This is a genomic window from Nocardiopsis ganjiahuensis DSM 45031 (assembly GCF_000341085.1).
In the GTDB taxonomy this organism is placed as follows: Bacteria; Actinomycetota; Actinomycetes; order Streptosporangiales; family Streptosporangiaceae; genus Nocardiopsis; species Nocardiopsis ganjiahuensis.
In genome coordinates this window covers 1-16,446 of the sequence record NZ_ANBA01000016.1, presented here as the reverse complement: position 1 = coordinate 16,446, position 16,446 = coordinate 1, and the positions used below count along the sequence as shown (strand labels likewise).

General features: G+C 71.7%; 17 protein-coding genes. 5 read left to right on the top strand and 12 right to left on the bottom strand.

What is annotated here, in order from left to right; all coding sequences use genetic code 11:
- The first annotated feature begins 40 nt into the window (after window positions 1-40).
- Entirely contained in the window at window positions 41-1,021 is a 981-nt protein-coding gene (locus tag D458_RS0122700) for a glycoside hydrolase family 16 protein (protein WP_017589031.1), read from the top strand.
- A 141-nt stretch (window positions 1,022-1,162) separates the two neighbouring features.
- Here D458_RS0122700 and D458_RS0122695 read toward each other — a convergent pair whose 3' ends face one another.
- The 6 genes from D458_RS0122695 to D458_RS0122670 all read right to left on the bottom strand — a co-directional run bounded on the left by D458_RS0122695 (window position 1,163) and on the right by D458_RS0122670 (window position 8,889).
- A complete protein-coding gene (locus D458_RS0122695; RefSeq protein ID WP_017589030.1) occupies window positions 1,163-2,881 on the bottom strand; it encodes a thiamine pyrophosphate-binding protein in 1,719 nt (572 codons plus the stop codon).
- A complete protein-coding gene (locus tag D458_RS0122690) occupies window positions 2,874-3,674 on the bottom strand; it encodes a cyclase family protein (protein WP_017589029.1) in 801 nt (266 codons plus the stop codon). Before D458_RS0122690 ends, D458_RS0122695 begins: the two co-directional genes overlap by 8 nt.
- A 367-nt stretch (window positions 3,675-4,041) precedes the next feature.
- A complete protein-coding gene (locus tag D458_RS0122685) occupies window positions 4,042-5,685 on the bottom strand; it encodes a glycoside hydrolase family 43 protein (RefSeq protein ID WP_017589028.1) in 1,644 nt (547 codons plus the stop codon).
- A 48-nt stretch (window positions 5,686-5,733) separates the two neighbouring features.
- The gene (locus D458_RS0122680; protein ID WP_017589027.1) at window positions 5,734-6,573 is read right to left on the bottom strand and encodes a carbohydrate ABC transporter permease; all 840 of its coding nucleotides are present in this window, start codon (window positions 6,571-6,573) and stop codon (window positions 5,734-5,736) included.
- Window positions 6,574-6,709: 136 nt separating this feature from the next.
- Window positions 6,710-7,597, bottom strand: coding sequence for a carbohydrate ABC transporter permease (locus D458_RS0122675; RefSeq protein WP_017589026.1), 888 nt, complete (start codon window positions 7,595-7,597; stop codon window positions 6,710-6,712).
- The gene (locus D458_RS0122670; protein WP_026119591.1) at window positions 7,594-8,889 is read right to left on the bottom strand and encodes an ABC transporter substrate-binding protein; all 1,296 of its coding nucleotides are present in this window, start codon (window positions 8,887-8,889) and stop codon (window positions 7,594-7,596) included. Before D458_RS0122670 ends, D458_RS0122675 begins: the two co-directional genes overlap by 4 nt.
- A gap of 219 nt (window positions 8,890-9,108) precedes the next feature.
- Between D458_RS0122670 and D458_RS0122665 the strand changes: the two genes are divergently transcribed.
- Entirely contained in the window at window positions 9,109-10,125 is a 1,017-nt protein-coding gene (locus D458_RS0122665) for a LacI family DNA-binding transcriptional regulator (RefSeq protein ID WP_017589024.1), read from the top strand.
- 136 nt (window positions 10,126-10,261) lie between these two features.
- On the top strand, window positions 10,262-10,402 hold the full coding sequence (locus D458_RS37060) for a hypothetical protein (RefSeq protein ID WP_017589023.1): 141 nt from the start codon (window positions 10,262-10,264) through the stop codon (window positions 10,400-10,402).
- Window positions 10,403-10,651: 249 nt separating this feature from the next.
- On the opposite strand, the gene rpsR is transcribed toward D458_RS37060, so the two are convergent.
- The 6 genes from rpsR to D458_RS0122635 all read right to left on the bottom strand — a co-directional run bounded on the left by rpsR (window position 10,652) and on the right by D458_RS0122635 (window position 14,541).
- Window positions 10,652-10,903 carry a 30S ribosomal protein S18 gene (gene rpsR, locus D458_RS0122655; RefSeq protein WP_017589022.1) on the bottom strand — a complete coding sequence of 84 codons (252 nt, stop codon included), beginning with the start codon at window positions 10,901-10,903 and terminating at the stop codon, window positions 10,652-10,654.
- Between the two features lie 56 nt (window positions 10,904-10,959).
- Entirely contained in the window at window positions 10,960-12,075 is a 1,116-nt protein-coding gene (locus D458_RS0122650; RefSeq protein ID WP_239648043.1) for a CobW family GTP-binding protein, read from the bottom strand.
- A 159-nt stretch (window positions 12,076-12,234) separates the two neighbouring features.
- A complete protein-coding gene (locus D458_RS0122645; RefSeq protein WP_017589020.1) occupies window positions 12,235-13,086 on the bottom strand; it encodes an NAD-dependent protein deacetylase in 852 nt (283 codons plus the stop codon).
- 99 nt (window positions 13,087-13,185) lie between these two features.
- A complete protein-coding gene (locus tag D458_RS34025; RefSeq protein WP_040702719.1) occupies window positions 13,186-13,428 on the bottom strand; it encodes a hypothetical protein in 243 nt (80 codons plus the stop codon).
- Between the two features lie 2 nt (window positions 13,429-13,430).
- A complete protein-coding gene (locus tag D458_RS0122640; protein WP_017589019.1) occupies window positions 13,431-13,640 on the bottom strand; it encodes a hypothetical protein in 210 nt (69 codons plus the stop codon).
- A gap of 187 nt (window positions 13,641-13,827) precedes the next feature.
- Entirely contained in the window at window positions 13,828-14,541 is a 714-nt protein-coding gene (locus D458_RS0122635) for a PIG-L deacetylase family protein (protein ID WP_017589018.1), read from the bottom strand.
- Between the two features lie 283 nt (window positions 14,542-14,824).
- Between D458_RS0122635 and D458_RS0122630 the strand changes: the two genes are divergently transcribed.
- Together D458_RS0122630 and D458_RS0122625 are read left to right on the top strand one after the other, a co-directional pair.
- Window positions 14,825-15,604, top strand: coding sequence for an ABC transporter ATP-binding protein (locus D458_RS0122630; protein WP_017589017.1), 780 nt, complete (start codon window positions 14,825-14,827; stop codon window positions 15,602-15,604).
- The coding region (locus D458_RS0122625) for an ABC transporter permease (RefSeq protein ID WP_017589016.1) at window positions 15,604-16,446 on the top strand (843 nt) is incomplete at its 3' end. The genes D458_RS0122630 and D458_RS0122625, both read left to right, overlap by 1 nt.

The window sequence follows — 16,446 nt, the reverse complement described above, 5'->3', positions numbered from 1 at the left end:
AACACGTCAGCAGCACCTCTACCCGCTGAGAGGACCCCCTGTGCACGAGAAGAACGGACGCCGGACCCCGGCTCCCCACACCCCCTCCACCCGTACCCGAACCCTCCGCCCCCTCCCCGCCGTCCTCGCCGGCGCCGGTGCGCTCGCGCTCGGCGCGGGCCTGCTCGCCGCCGTCTCGGCCGAACCGACCGACGCCGTCCTCACCTCCGCCGAGGAGGGCGCCGCGGCCCGGACCGGCGTGCTGTTCGACGACTTCCACTACACGGCGCACGACGACCCCGCGGTCGGCCGGAACGGCTGGACGGTGCGCTCGGGCGGTGGCGGCCCGGGGGTGCCCGGCGCCGTCTGGGACCCGGCCAACGTCACCTTCGAGGGCTCCGGGGGTGAGACGGTGATGCGCCTGGAGTCCCACACCGACGAGTCCCGTACCGAGCAGACCGAGGTGTACCACGAGCGCAAGTTCCACGAGGGCACCTACGCCGCCCGGGTCCGGTTCACCGACGCGCCCACGACCGGACCCGACGGGGACCACGTCGTGCAGACCTTCTTCAGCATCACGCCCCTCGACTTCCCGATGGACCCGCAGTACGGGGAGATCGACTTCGAGTACCTGCCCAACGGCGGTTGGGGCGGCAACGAGCTGTCGATGTACATGACCACCTGGGACACCTACAGGTCCGACCCGTGGGAGGCGGTCAACGTCCACGACGTGATCGAGGAGAGCCACGAGGGCTGGCGCGACCTGGTGTTCACCGTCGCGGACGAACAGGTCACGTACTACATCGACGGCCGGCAGGTCGCCCGGCACGGCCAGCCCTACTACCCCGAGACCCCGATGTCGGTGAACTTCAACCTGTGGTTCATCGCCGACGGCCTGCTCGGATCCCCGGAGCACCGCTCCTACGAACAGGACGTGGACTGGGTCTTCCACGCCAAGGACCGGGTGCTCAGCCCGGCTGAGGTCCAGTACGAGGTGGGCGCCCTGCGGGCCGAGGACGTCGACTTCGTCGACACCGTCTGACCCCTTTCCGAACCGCCGTCCCGCCCCCGTCGCCCTCCCGGTCTTCGAGCCCTGACGGGGGCGGGGCGGCCCGTTCCCACCGCCGGTCTCCGCCGCCTGCTCCCACCGGCCGCTCCCCTCGGCCGGGCTCAGCGGCGGGGCTCAGTGGCCGAAGGCCTCAGCGAGCCACCACGAACCCCCGTCGGAGGTGATCTTGGCGTCCACCACCAGCGGCCCGGCCCGGTCCCCGGCCAGCCACTCGGACACCCCGCCGAGGTCCTCCACCCGCCGCACGGTGATCCCGGAGGCGCCGTACCCGCGGGCGAGCGCGGCGATGTCGGTGTCCGGGAAGACCACCGTGCCCAACTCCGAGTCGAGCCCGGGGGCGGCGCCTCCCGGAGCGAAGGCGCCCTCGGGGGCGAAGTGGTGGACCTCCGCGCCGTAGGCGGCGTCGTTGTACACGACCACCACCAGCGGCAGTGCCAGGCGCACGGCGGTCTCCAGTTCGGAGACCGCCATCAGGAAACCGCCGTCACCGGTCCCCAGCACCGGCAAGCGGTCCGGCCGGGCGGCGGCCGCGCCGATCGCCGTGCCCAGGCCCAGTCCGACGGACTGGAAGGCCTGGGTGAAACAGAACCCGAACTCGTCCGGGACCGACAGGTGCGTGGACGGGTAACCCATGAAGTTGCCCGAGTCCACCGACACGATCCGCTCCCGGGGCAGGATCCGGTCCAGGGCCGCGGTCAGCGGACGGGGGTCGATCCGGTCCGGGGTGGAGGTGTCGTCGACCGGCAGGTCCTGCCAGCGGGACTCGGCGGAGATACGGGCAGCCGTCTCCGGGGTCCTCAGCCCGGGGGAGGGCTCGGGCCGGATCCCGCGGAGGACGGCCAGGGCGTCACGGGCGGTCGCGGCCGTGTCCCCGAGCACCCCGAGGTCGATCGGCCGGTGCGCACCCAGCGCAGCGTCCTCCAGGTCGACCTGGACCACCCTGGCCCCGGGGGCGACGAGCCTCCCGTGCCGCGTCGTCCACATGTTGAGCGCGCAGCCCCAGCCCACCAGCAGGTCGGCTCCGGCGATGAGCTCGGCGGTGAGCGGGGAGGAGAAGCCACCGGAGATCCCCAGTGAGAACTCCTCGCCCTCGAACAGCCCTGACGCCACCGCCGACGTCGCCAGCAGGGCCCCCGCGTGCCGGGCGAGCGCGGCGATCTGCGGCCCCGCGCCCCGGGCACCCCGCCCGGCCACGAACACCGGGCGTTCGGCCGCGCGCACCAGTTCCACCAGTGAGGCCACGGACTCCGCCGCCGGGCGCACCGGTGCCGGCCGGGCCGGCGGGCGCACGGTCAGGGGGGCGTCCTCGGGAGCGTCCTGGGCCTGGACGCCCAGGGGCAGGTTCAGCACGACCGTGCGCCGCTCGTGCAGGGCGGTGCGGAAGGCCCGCACGGTGTCGGCGACCGCGGAGTCCGCCGAGTGCACGCGTTCGGGTACCGCGCCCACGGCCCGGGCCAGGGCGTCCTGGTCGACGGCGAAGTTGGAGCGTACCGCGGCCGGGTCGGTGTCGGCGGCCAGGACCAGCAGCGGGGTGCGGCTCTTGGCGGCCTCTCCGATCCCGGTCAGCGCGTTGGTGAGCCCGCAGCCCTGGTGGACGCTGAGCACGCCGACCCGATCGGACATGCGGGCGTAGGCGTCGGCCATGACGGCGGCGCCGCCCTCGTGCCGGGCCGCGGTGAAGGGCACGCCGTGGTGGCGCAGGGAGTTCGTGACATGGAAGTTGCCGCTGCCCACCACCCCGAACACGTGCCCGACCCCCAACTGCGCCAGGGCGCGCCCGACCAGGTCGGCGACGGTGGAAGGGGTGTCGGCAGGGAGGTTCTCGTCAGGCACGGGGCTCCTCGGCTCTTCGGTCCACGAACGCGATGACCCGGGCGGGACTGCCGGTTCCGTCCAGGATGGGCAGCGGGCTGACCACGACCACGGCGCCGGTCGGCGGCAGTTGGGCGAGGTTGCGCAGGGAGGTGACCCCGTACCGGTCGTTGCCGAGCAGGTGGTGGTGCACCGGGAACGGCGGGTCGAGGCTCATGGCGTTGCCGGCGTCGATCCCCACCGTCTCGACCCCGAACCCCGAGACGGGGCTGTCCTCGGCGAGCCACCGCGCGCACTCGGCGGAGACCCCGGGGGTGTGCGAACCGTTCTCGTCGGTGTTCAGGAAGAGGTCCTGGTCGTGCCCGTACTGGTCCCAGCCGGTGCGCAGCAGCAGCCAGGAACCGTTCTCCAGGGGTCCGTGCTCGGCCTCCCAGGCGCGGATGTGCTCGACCTCCAGCAGGAAGTCGGGATCCTTGCCCACCTCCGCGCTCACGTCGACGACCGCGGCGGGCCCCACCAGACGGCTCATCGGGATCTGGGAGACGTCCCGGCCGCCCTTCCCGGTCACCCAGTGCACGGGCGCGTCCAGGTGGGTGCCGACGTGCTCGCCGGTGCGGATGTTGTGGTGCTTCCAGAACGGCCCGGGCTCGTCGTAGGCGCTGACCTGTTCGAGACCGAAGTCGACGAGGTTGGCGAAGGGCGCGGGGAGCTGGAGCGTGGGGGTGTTCGCGCTCAACCGGGTGGTGAGGTCGACGATCTCGACGTCACCACTGGCGAGCCCGCCGATGAGTTGGGTGAGGACCGGGGAGTTCATGTGGTCTCCGGAGAACAGGGGTGTTTCTGCCTGGATGGGCAGAACCCTACTCGTCTCCACCGACAACGGACAGGGACGCGGAACCTCGACCGGGGGAGCGGACGCTGCTCCGCCCGACGGCCTCAGCCGGCGCCGCCGCTCCCCGCGCGGCAGGGGCGGCGCTCAGGCACCACCCGGGTGGCACACGGGGGAAGAGAGGTTCCGGGGCGGGCGGGGGAGGGGTCTGACGTCCGAATCTACTAAGAATCTACGTAGTAAAGGTACGGAGTGGGCTCTGCCGAATCCTGAACCGGGACCGGCCCCGGAACCGGGTGGGGGCGCTCTCCGGGACCCGGAGAGCGCCCCCTTCGTCCGGGGCGGCCACGGCTCAGCCGTCGGACCCCCGGTACGTGGCGAAGTCGAAGTCGGCGTGGCAACCGGTGCCGGTCAGGTCGTGGACCCACAGCCCGAGGAAGGCCCCGGTGAAGCCCCAGACGGTCGCGGTCTCACCGTCGGCCGCGCGCTCCTCCGCGTAGTCGTCGGACAGGATGCTCGCGTCCAGGACCCCGCCGACGGAGGTCCACTCGCGGCCGTCCGGGGACAGGGCGAACCGCAGCTCCGCCCCGTCGATCTCGGCGCGCAGGTGAAACCGCTCCCAGCCGCGCACGTCCACGCGCTCGCCCACCTCGCGCACCCGGCCGCGGTCGGAGCTGAGCACCCCGGCGAACAGCCCGTCCGCCTCGTCGAAGCCCACGCGCAGGTAGTGCCACTGCCGCATGTTGTAGTACGCGGTCAGCCCGGCCATCCGCTGGAAGGTGTCGGTGGAGAACTCCATCACCGTCTCCATCACGCACCGCTCGTGCTGCACCCGGCGGGCCACCAGGCTCGGGCCGCGGGTTCCGGAGGGCGACTGCCCGCCCTCGATGCGCAGGTGACCGGGGCGTTCGTTCAACGAGACCCACCCCTCGTCCACGTGGCGCCGCAGAGTGCTCCACTCCGGGCGCAGCAGCGGGGCGTCGAAGTCGTCCCTCGCGGGGACCTCCGGCCACGGGTGCGGCTCCAGGGCGGGCCCCTCGACCTCCTCGTGCGGGACGCCGCCCTCGACCCGGGGCCAGCCGTCCACCCACTCCACCCGCTGCAGGGCCGTCTCGCGCCCGCGCACGCAGCGGCCGCGTTCGGTGAGCGGACGCGAGGTCAGGTGGGCCAGGAACCACTCGCCGTCGGGGGTGCTGACCAGGCTCCCGTGCCCGGCCTTCTGCAGGGGCAGGGACGGATGCTCGCGGGAGGACAGGGTGGGACCGGCCGGGTCCACCTCGTAGGGGCCGGTGATCTCCCGGGACCTGGCCACCGTCACCTGGTGGTCCCACTGCGTCCCGCCCTCGGCGGTCACCAGGTAGTACCAGCCGTTCTCCCGGTACAGGTGCGGGGCCTCGGTCACCCGGGCGGACGTGCCCTCGAAGATCACCCTCGGCTCGCCCAGGAGCCGCATCCACTCGGTGTCCAGCTCCTGGAGCACGATCCCGGCGAACGCGTGGTGCCCCGGCCGCCAGTCCATCAGACTGCTGGTCACCCAGCTCCGGCCGTCCTCGTCGTGGAAGAGGGACGGGTCGAACCCCATGGCGTGGATCGGCGCGGGGTCGCTCCAGGGGCCGTCGAGCGAGGACGCGGTGACCACGTAGTTGGGCGTGTCCCAGAAGCCCTCGGCGTAGTTCTCCACGTCGGTGAAGATCAGGTGGAACACCCCGTCCTTCCAGGACAGGCAGGGCGCCCACACGCCCGCGCCGTCGCGGTGCCCGGTGAGGTCGAGGAGGCGGTCCTCGTCCAGGACCCCGCCGAGCGGGCGCCAGTGGACCAGGTCCCGGGAGTGGTGCAACAGCACGCCCGGGCTCCACTCGAAGGTGGAGGTGGCCAGGTAGTAGTCCTGGCCGACCCTCAGGATCGAGGGGTCGGGATGGAAGCCGGGCAGGACCGGGTTGGTGATGGTTCCGGTGCGGCTGCCGGTGCCAGTGCCAGCTGCGGGAGCGGTCGTCATCGTGACCTTTCTGCGGTGGGGGTACGGGGAGGGCCGAAAGGCCCGTGCCTACTTGCCGAAACCGGCGGCCAGGCCGCTCAGCAGGTGTCTGCGGCCGAACAGGTACAGGGCCAGGATGGGGATGGTGGACAGCACGACCGCGGCCATCAGTCCGGGCACGTCGGTCCCGTACTGGGTCTGGAACGCCCACAGCCCCAGGGGCAGGACCCGGTTGGACTCGCTCTGGGTGAGCACGAGCGGGAAGATGAAGTTGTTCCAGGCGTTGAGGCCGACGAAGATCGCCACCGTCACCACGCCGGGGCGCGACAGCGGCAGGACCAGCCGGAGGAACACCTGCCAGGTGGCGGCCCCGTCCAGGGCCATCGCCTCGTACAGCTCCCCGGGCACGTCCCGCAGCGAGCTGGTGAGCACGACGATGGAGATCGGGAGCGTGAACGCGGCGGTCGGCAGGATGATCGCGGGCAGGCTGTCGTACAGGTTCAGCCGGGTGATGATCAGGTAGATCGGGATGATCACGGCCTGCGCCGGCACCGCCAGCCCCAGCAGGAACAGCGTGAAGCTGATCCGGACCGCGCGGCTGCGGCTGCGCACGATGGCGAACGCGGCGGGCACCGCCACGAGCAGGACCAGGAGGATGGCCCCGAACGCCACGATCAGGCTGTTGGTCAGGAAGCCGAGGAACCCGACCTCGAAGACGTTGCGGTAGTTGTCCAGGGTGAGGGTCTCGGGGACGGACAGGGGACCCTGCGACATGTAGTCGCCCGGCCCGCGCAGGCTCGTCGCGACCAGGTAGTACAGGGGCACGCACACGACCAGCAGCCACAGGGCCGCGCCGATCCCCGCCCCGTAGGCCGGGCGGCTGCCGGGCCGGGGCCGCAGCAGCGCCACCAGGCGCGCGGCGGGGCCCCGGCGCGGTCCCCGGCCCGGGCCGCTCCCCGAACCCGTACCGCGACGGCCCGGCGAGCCCGAACCCGCCCCCGGCCCCGTGCCCGGACTCGTTCCGGGCCTTGTTCCGGTGGCCATGTCACATTCCCTCTCTCTGGCTGGTCATGCGGGAGTAGCCGGTCGCCCGCACCACCAGCAGTGACAGTCCGGTTCCCAGGATCACCAGCAGCACCGCGATGGCACTCGCGTAGCCCATCTCGAAGGCGACGAAGCCCTGGTTGTACATGTGCAGCGGCAGGATGCGGGTGGCGTTGCCCGGGCCGCCCGCGGTCAGCAGCAGGACGGTTTCGAAGTAGGTCATGGACCCGACCAGCATCAGCACCGACGACGCGATGATCGTGTGGCGCAGCTGCGGGACGGTGATGCGCAGGAAGCGCTGGACACCGGAGGCCCCGTCCAGTTCGGCGGCCTCGTAGAGCGACCGCGGTACCTGCCGGGCGGCCGCCTGGTACAGGAGCATGTGGAACGGCAGGAACTGCCACAGCACGATGAACACGATCGCGTACAGGGCCAGTGACGAGTGGCCGAGCACGTTGCTGTGGCTCAACCCGAGCCACTCGCTGACCTGGGCGGGAATCCCGAAGTTCGGGTCGAGCAGGGCCTTCCACACCAGGGCGATGGCGGCGGTGGACAGCAGCAGCGGCAGGAAGAACACCGCGCTCACCACCGCGCGGACGCGTTGGGGGCCGGCCGACCAGACACCGAAGGCCAGTGCCAGCGGTGTCTGGGTCACCCAGCACAGGGCGGTCAGGGTCATGGTGATCACGAGCCCGCCGCGGACCTGGCCGTCGCCCGGCAGCGCCGCCCAGTTGGCCAGACCGACCCACTCGGGGTCGCCCAGCCCGCGCCACGAGGTGAAGCTCAGGTAGCCGACGATGAGCACCGGGGCCAGTCCGAACAGGCCGAAGAAGAGCAGGGCCGGAGCGACCCAGACGAATCCGGGCCGCTCCGTGGCGGAGGTTCTCACCGGGTCTGCTCCATGGCCTGGCCGAACTCCTCCGGGGTGATGTCACCGATGAAGACCAGCTGGAGGTTGGTCAGCATGGCCTCGGCCACGGCCGGGTCCAGCGCCTGGTCCCACGACTGGGTGAAGGTCGGCGCGTCCGAGACCAGCCCGTGGGTGAAGGTGGCGAACTCGGCGTGGTCGCTCTCCTGGAGCTGCTCCTCGATGCCTTCGATGGGGGGCACCTGGCCGACGTCGATCAGGTCGCTCACGTACTCGTCGGAGGCGAGGGTCTCGACGAGGAAGTCGACCGCGGTCTCGGTGTGCTCGCTGTCGCTGTTGATCGAGAAGTAGTTGCTGGGGTTGCCGACGATCGCGTTGGGCTCGCCCGCGCCGCCCTCCACGACGGGGAAGGCGGTGAAGCCGAGCTCGTCGTTCTCGACGAACTCGGGGCTGTCCTCCATCTGGCGGGAGATGTCCCAGCTGCCCATCAGGAACATCGCGGAGTCGCCGTTGGCCAGGAGGGCGGACGCGCTCCCGTTGTCGTAGTCGATGGAGGTGAAGTTGTTGCCGAACGCGCCGCGGTCGACCAGGTCCTGGCACATCTCCAGGGCCTCCAGGACGGCGGGGTCCTCCCAGGAGCCCTCCTCACCGTCCACGACGGCCTGGAACACGTCCGGGCCGCCGATCCGGTCCACCAGGTAGGAGAACCACATCAGCTGGGTCCAGCCCTGGGCTCCGGGCAGGACGATCGGGGTGACGCCCTCCTCCTGGAGGACGTCGATCGCCTCGTAGAGGTCGTCGAAGGTCTCCGGGGGCTCCAGGCCGGCCGCCTCCAGGACGGGCTTGTTGTAGTACATGACGACCGGCTGGACCCCGAGGAGGGGCACTCCGTAGTAGGAGCCGTCGATGGCGGCCACGTCGAGGACGCTGGGCAGGAAGGCGTCGCGGAACTCGGGGTTGTCCTCCAGGGCCTGCGTGAGGTCGAAGACCTGGTCCTGCTGGGTGTACTGGGCGAGGTTGCCGCCGCCCCAGTTGAAGAACACGTCGGGGGCGTTGGGGGAGCCGAGCGCCACCTGGAGGCGCTGCTTGTAGGCGTCGTTGACGAAGGTGACGAGCTCGGTCGGGACGTCCTGGGTCCCGTTGAACGCCTCGATGCGCTGCTCGACAATCTCGTTGACCGCAGCGTCCTCCAGCGCCCAGACCTGCATGGCGTCGCCGCCACCGGGGCCCGAGGTTCCGCAGCCGGTGGCGAGGAGGAGGGAGAGGGCCAGGGAGGTACTGCCGATCACACGTATCCGGTGGGTGCGACTCATGGCGTGTACACCGTTCTTCCGTTTGTTCCGGGGGGCACCGAAAGCTTTCGAAATGTTTCCGATAGCTTTCGGGAAGGCTGACGCTAAGTTGTCCTCGCGTCCACGTCAAGGGGCTGTTTGGTTGCGAGGAGGTTGCGGTGTGGACTTCGAAAAGTTTCGGGATAGAATCCAGCGCAGCGGAGCACGGGGAAGCCGGTTCCCCCGACGACGAGGAGGCACATGGCGAAGCGACGCCCAACCCTGGCCGAGATCGCCGGTGAGGCGGGGGTTTCCGTCTCGACCGTCTCCAAGGTGATCAACGGTCATCTCGACGTCGCGGCCGACACCCGCCGCCAGGTGGAACGGCTCCTGGAGCAGCACCGTTACCAGCCGCGACGCCACCGGGAACGCCGCCCCGTCGGCCTGATCGACCTCGTCTTCCTGGACCTGGGGAGTCCCTGGGCGATGGAGATCCTCACCGGGGTCGAGGAGGTCACGCACGACGCCGGTTTCGGGATCGTCGTCTCCGCCGTGCACGACCGCAAGCGCAGCAGGCCCGGCCGCAAGTGGCTGGACAACCTCCAGGCCCGGCACTCCGACGGTGTGGTCCTGGTGCTGTCCGAGCTCTCCTCCCAGCAGCAGGCCCAGCTGGACGCCCTCGGCATCCCGGTGGTGACCGTCGACCCCGTCGGCGACCCCGCCCGCGAGGTCCCGGCGGTGGGCGCGGCCAACTGGGACGGGGGCCTCACCGCCACCGAGCACCTCATCGGCCTGGGCCACCGGCGCATCGCGATGCTCGCCGGACCGCCCGACGTGATGTGCAGCCGGGCCCGGGTGGACGGGTACCGCAGCGCCATGCGCGACGCCGGGCTGCCCGTGCTCGACGGGTACGTCACCCACGGCGACTTCATGGCCGGGACCGGAAAGGACCTCACCGAGGACCTGCTCGACCTGCCCGAACCGCCCACGGCGATCTTCGCGGGCTCGGACCAGATGGCCCGCGGCGCCTACGAGGTCCTGTACAAGCGGGGCCTGAGCGTGCCGGACGACGTCTCGGTGGTGGGCTTCGACGACCTCCCCGAGGCCGAGTGGGCGACCCCGCCGCTGACCACCGTCCGGCAGCCGCTGCGCGACATGGCGCAGATGGCCACCCGCATGCTGTTCGACCTCATCAGCGGCAACCAGCCCGAGACCACCCGGGTGGAGCTGGCCACCCGCCTGATCCGACGCGACAGTACGGCCCCGCCCAAGGAGTGAGCCCGGCGGGACGGGCGGCACCCTGTGGTCGGTCAACGCGCGCACCCTCGGGCAGCGGATCGTCGGCTCGGAGATGCTGGGCCGCTACAGCGCCGCGGCACGTCTGTTCAGCTGGGGCGCGATGCCGTAGGGCGCCGTGCTGGTCGGACTGTCGGCCGAGCTGGTGGGGGAGCGGTCCGCCTTCGGGTTCTTCGCGGTGCTGGCCGTCCTCGCGGTGGTCCCGTTCCTGCGCGTGCTCGCTCCGGCGGCTCTGGCCGGGGTTCCCGAACCCGTCTGACTCGGGGCGTGGTGCCCCGGTGGGGGACGCTGCCCGTGGTGGTGGGGCTCCCGGGGCGGGGGAGGGGGTCCCGGAGGAGGGAGAGTGCCCCGGGAACCCACCCGGGCCGACCGGATGGCGAACGGTCGGCCCCGCTTTCGGTGTGCTGCCGGTCAGGGCGGCCCCGGCCCGCGAGCCGGGGCCGGTGGTCCCGGACGGTTCGCCGGTGCCGCCGAGACGGCTCCGTCGGTCCGCCGGGCCGGTCCCGGATCAGCTCTGCTTGGTCGAGGACGGGTACGGCAGCAGGGCCATCTCGCGGGCGTTCTTGACGGCCGCGGCGATCAGGCGCTGCTGGCGGGCGGTGACGCGGGTGACCCGGCGGCTGCGGATCTTCCCCTTCTCCGAGATGAACTTGCGGAGCAGGTTCGTGTCCTTGTAGTCGACGTGGTCGGCCTCGCCCAGGGGGTTGGCGAACCGGCGCGAGGTGTCGCGTCCGCTGGGTCGGCGGGTCTTCGGTGGCATGGGAGTCCTCCTCGGGTCGGCCTTCGGGTGTTGTTCTGCGCGGGTGTGCCGGTGGGTCAGATCGCGTCGGCGAAGGGGTCCTCGGCCAGAGGGCGGCCGGCCTCCTCGTCGGTGAGCAGGCAGGAGTCGAGGAGTTCGACGAGCCGTTCGGCGTCCAGGTCGACCCCGGTGAAGGCCAGGTGCTGGCGGCGGTCGCCGACCACCGGGTCCCAGTCCAGGAGCGCCGAGGTGCGGCGGGTCTCGGAGACCATGTCGAGGGCGGCCTCGGGCAGGGCGCCCAGCCAGGGGCCCGCGCTCTCCAGGATCAGTGCGTCGTTGTAGGCGTCCCACACCAGGAGGGTGTCGGGCCTGCTGGCCAGCCAGACCCGGCCGCGCCCGCGTACCCCGGAGGCGACGATCCGCTCCAGGGACTCGTGCAGGCGGACCGGGTGGAGCGGGCGCTTGCGGGTCCACACGACGGTGCTGACACGGCCGTCGGCGAGGTCGGAGTACTGGGCCCACGCCGGGTTGAGCCGGTTGGCGGCGCTCTCGGGGTCGAAGCGGCCCTCGGTGAGGGCGATCAGTCCGCCGCCGGGCGGGACCACCACGGCCGCCGGGTTCAGGTGCTCGACGAGTGCCCGGGCCTCGTCGCGGTGTCGGGCGCCGTGCAACGCGAGCACCGTGGGGTACTCGACCTGGTGGGAGAGGACCTCGGCGACGGTGCGCTCGTCCTCCACGGCGATGTCCAGGGACCGGTCGGCTAGGTCGTCGAGGCTGGCCAGGTCCGGGAGCAGGCGCTCGGAGTCCACCGCGGTGACGACGGTGGCCAGTCGCAGCTCCTCGTGGGAGGAGACGAGTTCGGCCACGGAACGGGGCTCGACCCCGTCCCAGGTCTCCACCACGCACAGGGTGTGCTCGCCGCGCTCGGCCAGGTCCAGCAGGGTGGGGATGAGGTCCTCGCGCAGGGTGCAGGAGGCACACAGGTGGTCCAGGTCGACACGGCTGTGGCCGAGGGTTCCCCAGCGGTCACGGGTGACGCGGTGGACGATGCCCTCGGCGATGCCGTCGAGGTCGTGGTGGACGGCGATGGAGCCCGGCACGGCTGTGATCAGGTCGTCCACGGTGCTGCGGCGGGCGAGCCGGTGCAGCCCGGAGACCACGACCACGCGCAGGGGTGCGGTCACTTCTTTCATCGGGGAAGACCCTCCCATTAATGAAAACGATAACCATTACCGTAACGCACACGCGCGGCACTTGGGAACAGGGCATACGGGCGGGAGGCGAACACCTGAACCGGAAGCGGAGCCGGGGCGCGTGTTCCGGCCGGGCCCGGGCACCGTGCCGCCCGTCTCCTAGCGCTCGGCGAGGTAGGCGTCCGCCAGCGCGCGCAGGACCTCGGAGCAGCCGTGCTCCACTGTCAGGGTCGCGATGTCGTCCGCGCGGGTCGCGCCGCGGTTCAGGATCACCACGGGTCTGCCCCGGCTGACGGCGTGCTTCACGAACCTTCGTCCGGAGAAGACCGTCAGGGACGACCCCGCTACCAACAGCCCGGCCGCGTGGTCGACCATCGCGTAGGCCTCCAGTACCCGGGGCTTGGGCACGTTCTCGCCGAAGTACACGATGTCCGGTTTGAGGACGCCGCCGCAGGAGGAGCAGTCGGCCACCCGGAAGTGCTCGGTGGAGGCCAGGACGGCGTCGGCGTCGGGGGCGACCTCGATGTCGGCCACCTCGGCGGCGAAGCCGGGATTGAGTTCGGTGAGGCGTTCGGCCAGCTCCTCGCGGCCGGTCACCGCACGGCACCCCATGCAGACCACCCGGTCGTAGCGGCCGTGCAGGTCGATGACGCGGCTGCTGCCCGCGGCCTCGTGCAGGGTGTCGACGTTCTGGGTGATCACCCCGGACACCACGCCGGCGCGTTCGAGGTCGGCCAGGGCGCGGTGGCCGTCGTTGGGCCTGGTGTTCTCCACGTGGCGCCGGCCGACGTGGTTGCGGGCCCAGTAGTGGCGCCGGAACACGGCGTCGCCGACGAACTCCTGGTAGGTCATGGGTGTGCGGGGCGGTGAGTCCGGGCCACGGTAGTCGGGGATGCCCGAGTCCGTCGAGATCCCCGCGCCGGTCAGCGCGACCACCGGCCCCGGGCCGAGGACCTCGCGTACCCGGGCGGCCGCCTCGGCGGGGCTGTGGACGCGGAGCGTGTTCGTCACCGTTCGAGGATATGTCGTGACGGCGTTCCCCTTCCGCCGGGGCGGGCGCCCCCGGCCGAGCGCACCGGGGGTCTCGTCTCCCGGGTTCCCGCCGTGTCCCTAGGCCCCTGTTCCCCCGCACCCCCGGGGGAGCGGGGGAACAGGGGCGTCCGGGGCCAACGAGCGTGTCAGGCAGCCCACGAGGCAGGTGACAGCGGCCCGGGACCGGAGCGCGGAACGCGTGTCGGCGGCGGTGGGCGGGGAGGTCTCGGTGCGGGCCCGCTCCAGCCGAACCGCCTCCTGGGCCGCCCCGATCACGCCTGCCAGGGCGATCCGTGCCAGGCCTCGCCGTTCCCAGGCCATGTTCAGGCCGCCCCGGTGTAGCGCTCGGGGTCCGCGTCGAAACGTGGGCCGCAGCAGGAGCAGCAGAGCCAGTACCGCCGGCCGCCGTGGTCGCGGACGAGGCCGGCGGCTTCGGCCTCGGCCTTGACGACCGTGTTGTCCGGCATCACCGGGCAGATGGCGACTCCGTCCTGAACGGTGTCCTCCGGTGCCCTGTGGTCGTGATGGCCCATGGTGGTGGCTCCTCCCAGGGGGTACGCCCCTGTCGCACTCGGATACCCTGAGGGGGTATTCTCAAGATCCACTTATACCCCTGAAGGGTATGAGTCGCAACCCGGGCGATGCTGCGGTCGCGGCCCGGGAGCCGTGGCACCACGGGGTGCGGTCGCGGAGCCGCGCGACAGCGCCCCCGGGTTCGGCTCAGGCGGTCTGGACGATCTGGAAGACCTCGGCCAGGCGGCCCACGGGGAGCCCTGCCTCGGCGGCGTTGGCGGCCATCCACTGGCGCAGCATCGGCTCCAGCTCCGCGATGTCCCCGATCTGGCTCTCGTGCGCGGTCAGCGCCGCCACCTTGCGCTCGAAGACGTCGGTGATGTCCGAGTAGTGGTTGGGCTTGGGGCCGCCGACGACCCAGACCTCGGGGACGGTCCACGGGGCCAGGCCCTCGTCGGCGAGGAGTTCACGGTGTGCGTGCGGGTTGCGCGCGTCCGGGAAGACCGCGTTGAGGGTGGCCTCTCCGGTGGCCATGTGGTCGGGGTGGCTGGCGGCGATGCTGTCCCAGTCGCGTTCGGGGCTGGGGATGATCACGCGCCCGGGCCGGACCCGGCGGATCACCCGCGAGATGTCGCGGCGCAGGTCGAGGGAGGCCAGCACCCTTCCGTCCGGGTACCCGAGGAAGCGCACGTCCTTGACCCCGACCTCGGCCGCGGCCCGGCGCTGCTCCTCCCGGCGCATCGCGGCGATCTCCGAGCTGTCCAGGGTGATCTCGTCCCCGCCGGCCTCGCCGTCGGTGACCATCAGGTAGACCACCTCGGTTCCGGCCTCGGTCCACAGCGCCACGGTTCCGGCACAGGCGAAGTCGGCGTCGTCGGGATGGGCCATCACGACCAGGGCGCGTTCGGGCACGTCAGCCACCGGGGCTCCTTTCGTCGCGGGCGTTCCCGCGTGTTCGAGGTCGCCACCCATCGTATGAACCTCCCGGCCGCCGCCGTCCCGCCCCGGGCCGGGACGGGGGAACTCGCGGCCGATTCCGCGTGCTGGGTCGTCCGCATGTCAGGGCTTCCCGATCAGCATGCGATATCAAGCAATCTCGGCGAAATATTCGGCAACCTGCATTCAACAGAGCGCCTTTACTCTCTATTTCACCACAGGTTGCATGCAATCATGCGACGGCCTACACCCGAGGGGATGGGGCGTAGTGAAGCTCTACGAGACCGTCAGGCACGCTGACGCACCGACTCATCACACACCGGCGGACGTCACCTTCGCCGGGGTGGACCTGCGCTACCCGACCGGCACACTGGCGCTGTCGGAGGTCGACCTCGAACTGTCCCGGGGCGAGTTCGTCGCGGTGCTCGGCGCCTCGGGGTGCGGGAAGTCCACGCTCCTGCGCCTGGCCGCCGGGCTGGAGGCCCCCACGGCGGGGACGGTGGCGGTGGGGCCCGAATCCACCGGGGTGATCTTCCAGTCGCCCACTCTCCTGCCCTGGCGGAGCGTGCGGGCCAACGTGGAGCTGTCGGCCCGCCTGCGGGGCGTGGGCCGGGCGGAGCGCCGTGCCCGGGTGGAGGCGGCGATCGAGGCGGTCGGGCTCACCGAGTTCGCCGCCGGCCTGCCCGGCGAGCTGTCCGGCGGCATGCGCATGCGGGTGTCCCTGGCCCGGGCTCTGGCCCTGCGCCCGGAGCTGATGCTCCTGGACGAGCCCTTCGGTGCCCTGGACGACCTCACCCGCCTGCGCATGCAGGAGGAACTGCTGCGCCTGCACACCGCCCACGGATTCACCGCCCTGTTCGTCACCCACTCGGTCTCCGAAGCCGTCTTCCTGGCCTCGCGGATCGTGGTCATGTCACCCCGGCCGGGCAGGATCGTGCGGATCGTCGACAACCCGGCCGCTCACCCGCGCACGCCCGGCTTCCGCCACGAACCCGGCTTCCATGAGCGGGTGCGCGAGGTCGGCACCGCCCTGAACGGGGTGAGCTGATGGTTGACACACTCCCCACCCGCCACACCGGCCCCGCCTCCAACGCCCGGCGGTCCGTGCCCGACGTCCCCGGGACCGCACCGGCCGCAGCCCGCCGGTCGCGCCGGCACGGGGCGCTTCCGCCTCTGGTCTCGGTGCTGCTCGCGCTCACCGCCTGGTACGCGGTGTCCTACCTCGTGCTCAGCGAGGACCGCCGGTTCCTCCTGCCCCCGCCGCACCGGGTCCTCACCCACTCGCTGCTCGACCCCCTCACCCTGGGGACCATGCTCCGCGCGCTGGCGGTCACCGCCCAGGTGGCCCTGCTCGGGCTGTTCCTCGCCGCGGTCCTGGGTGTGGCCGCGGCGGTGCTGATGAGCCAGTCCCGCGCGATCGAACGCGTCGTCTACCCCTACGCGGTCGTGCTCCAGGTCGTCCCCGTGCTGGCGATCGTGCCCCTGATCGGCCTGTGGTTCGGTTACGGGCTCCCGGCCAGAACCATCGTCTGCGTCCTCATCGCGTTCTTCCCGGTCGTGTCGATGACCCTGTTCGGCCTCCAGTCGGTGGACCGCGACCTCCACGACCTGTTCACCCTGGGGCGGGCCGGACGCTGGCGGCGCCTGCTGTCCCTGCAGCTGCCCGCCGCCCTGCCGTCGGTCATCACGAGTCTGCGCACCGCCGCGGGGCTCTCCGTCACCGGCGCCGTCATCGGCGACATGTTCTTCGCGCAGGGACAGGCCGGGATCGGGACCCTCCTGGACACCTACCGGGCCCGTCTGCAGTCGGAGGACCTCATCGCCGCCATCCTCCTCGCGGCGCTGTTGGGCGTGGCCGTCTTCAGCGTGTTCACGGTGGTGCAGCGCCTC

Bases quoted from the DNA above. Each gene is read 5' to 3' on its own strand.
- D458_RS0122690 (WP_017589029.1), bottom strand. From the start codon at position 3,674: ATGAACTCCCCGGTCCTCACCCAACTCATCGGCGGGCTCGCCAGTGGT.
- D458_RS0122685 (WP_017589028.1), bottom strand. From the start codon at position 5,685: ATGACGACCGCTCCCGCAGCTGGCACTGGCACCGGCAGCCGCACCGGA.
- D458_RS0122670 (WP_026119591.1), bottom strand. From the start codon at position 8,889: ATGAGTCGCACCCACCGGATACGTGTGATCGGCAGTACCTCCCTGGCC.
- D458_RS0122665 (WP_017589024.1), top strand. From the start codon at position 9,109: ATGGCGAAGCGACGCCCAACCCTGGCCGAGATCGCCGGTGAGGCGGGG.
- rpsR (WP_017589022.1), bottom strand. From the start codon at position 10,903: ATGCCACCGAAGACCCGCCGACCCAGCGGACGCGACACCTCGCGCCGG.
- D458_RS0122650 (WP_239648043.1), bottom strand. From the start codon at position 12,075: ATGAAAGAAGTGACCGCACCCCTGCGCGTGGTCGTGGTCTCCGGGCTG.
- D458_RS34025 (WP_040702719.1), bottom strand. From the start codon at position 13,428: ATGGCCTGGGAACGGCGAGGCCTGGCACGGATCGCCCTGGCAGGCGTG.
- D458_RS0122640 (WP_017589019.1), bottom strand. From the start codon at position 13,640: ATGGGCCATCACGACCACAGGGCACCGGAGGACACCGTTCAGGACGGA.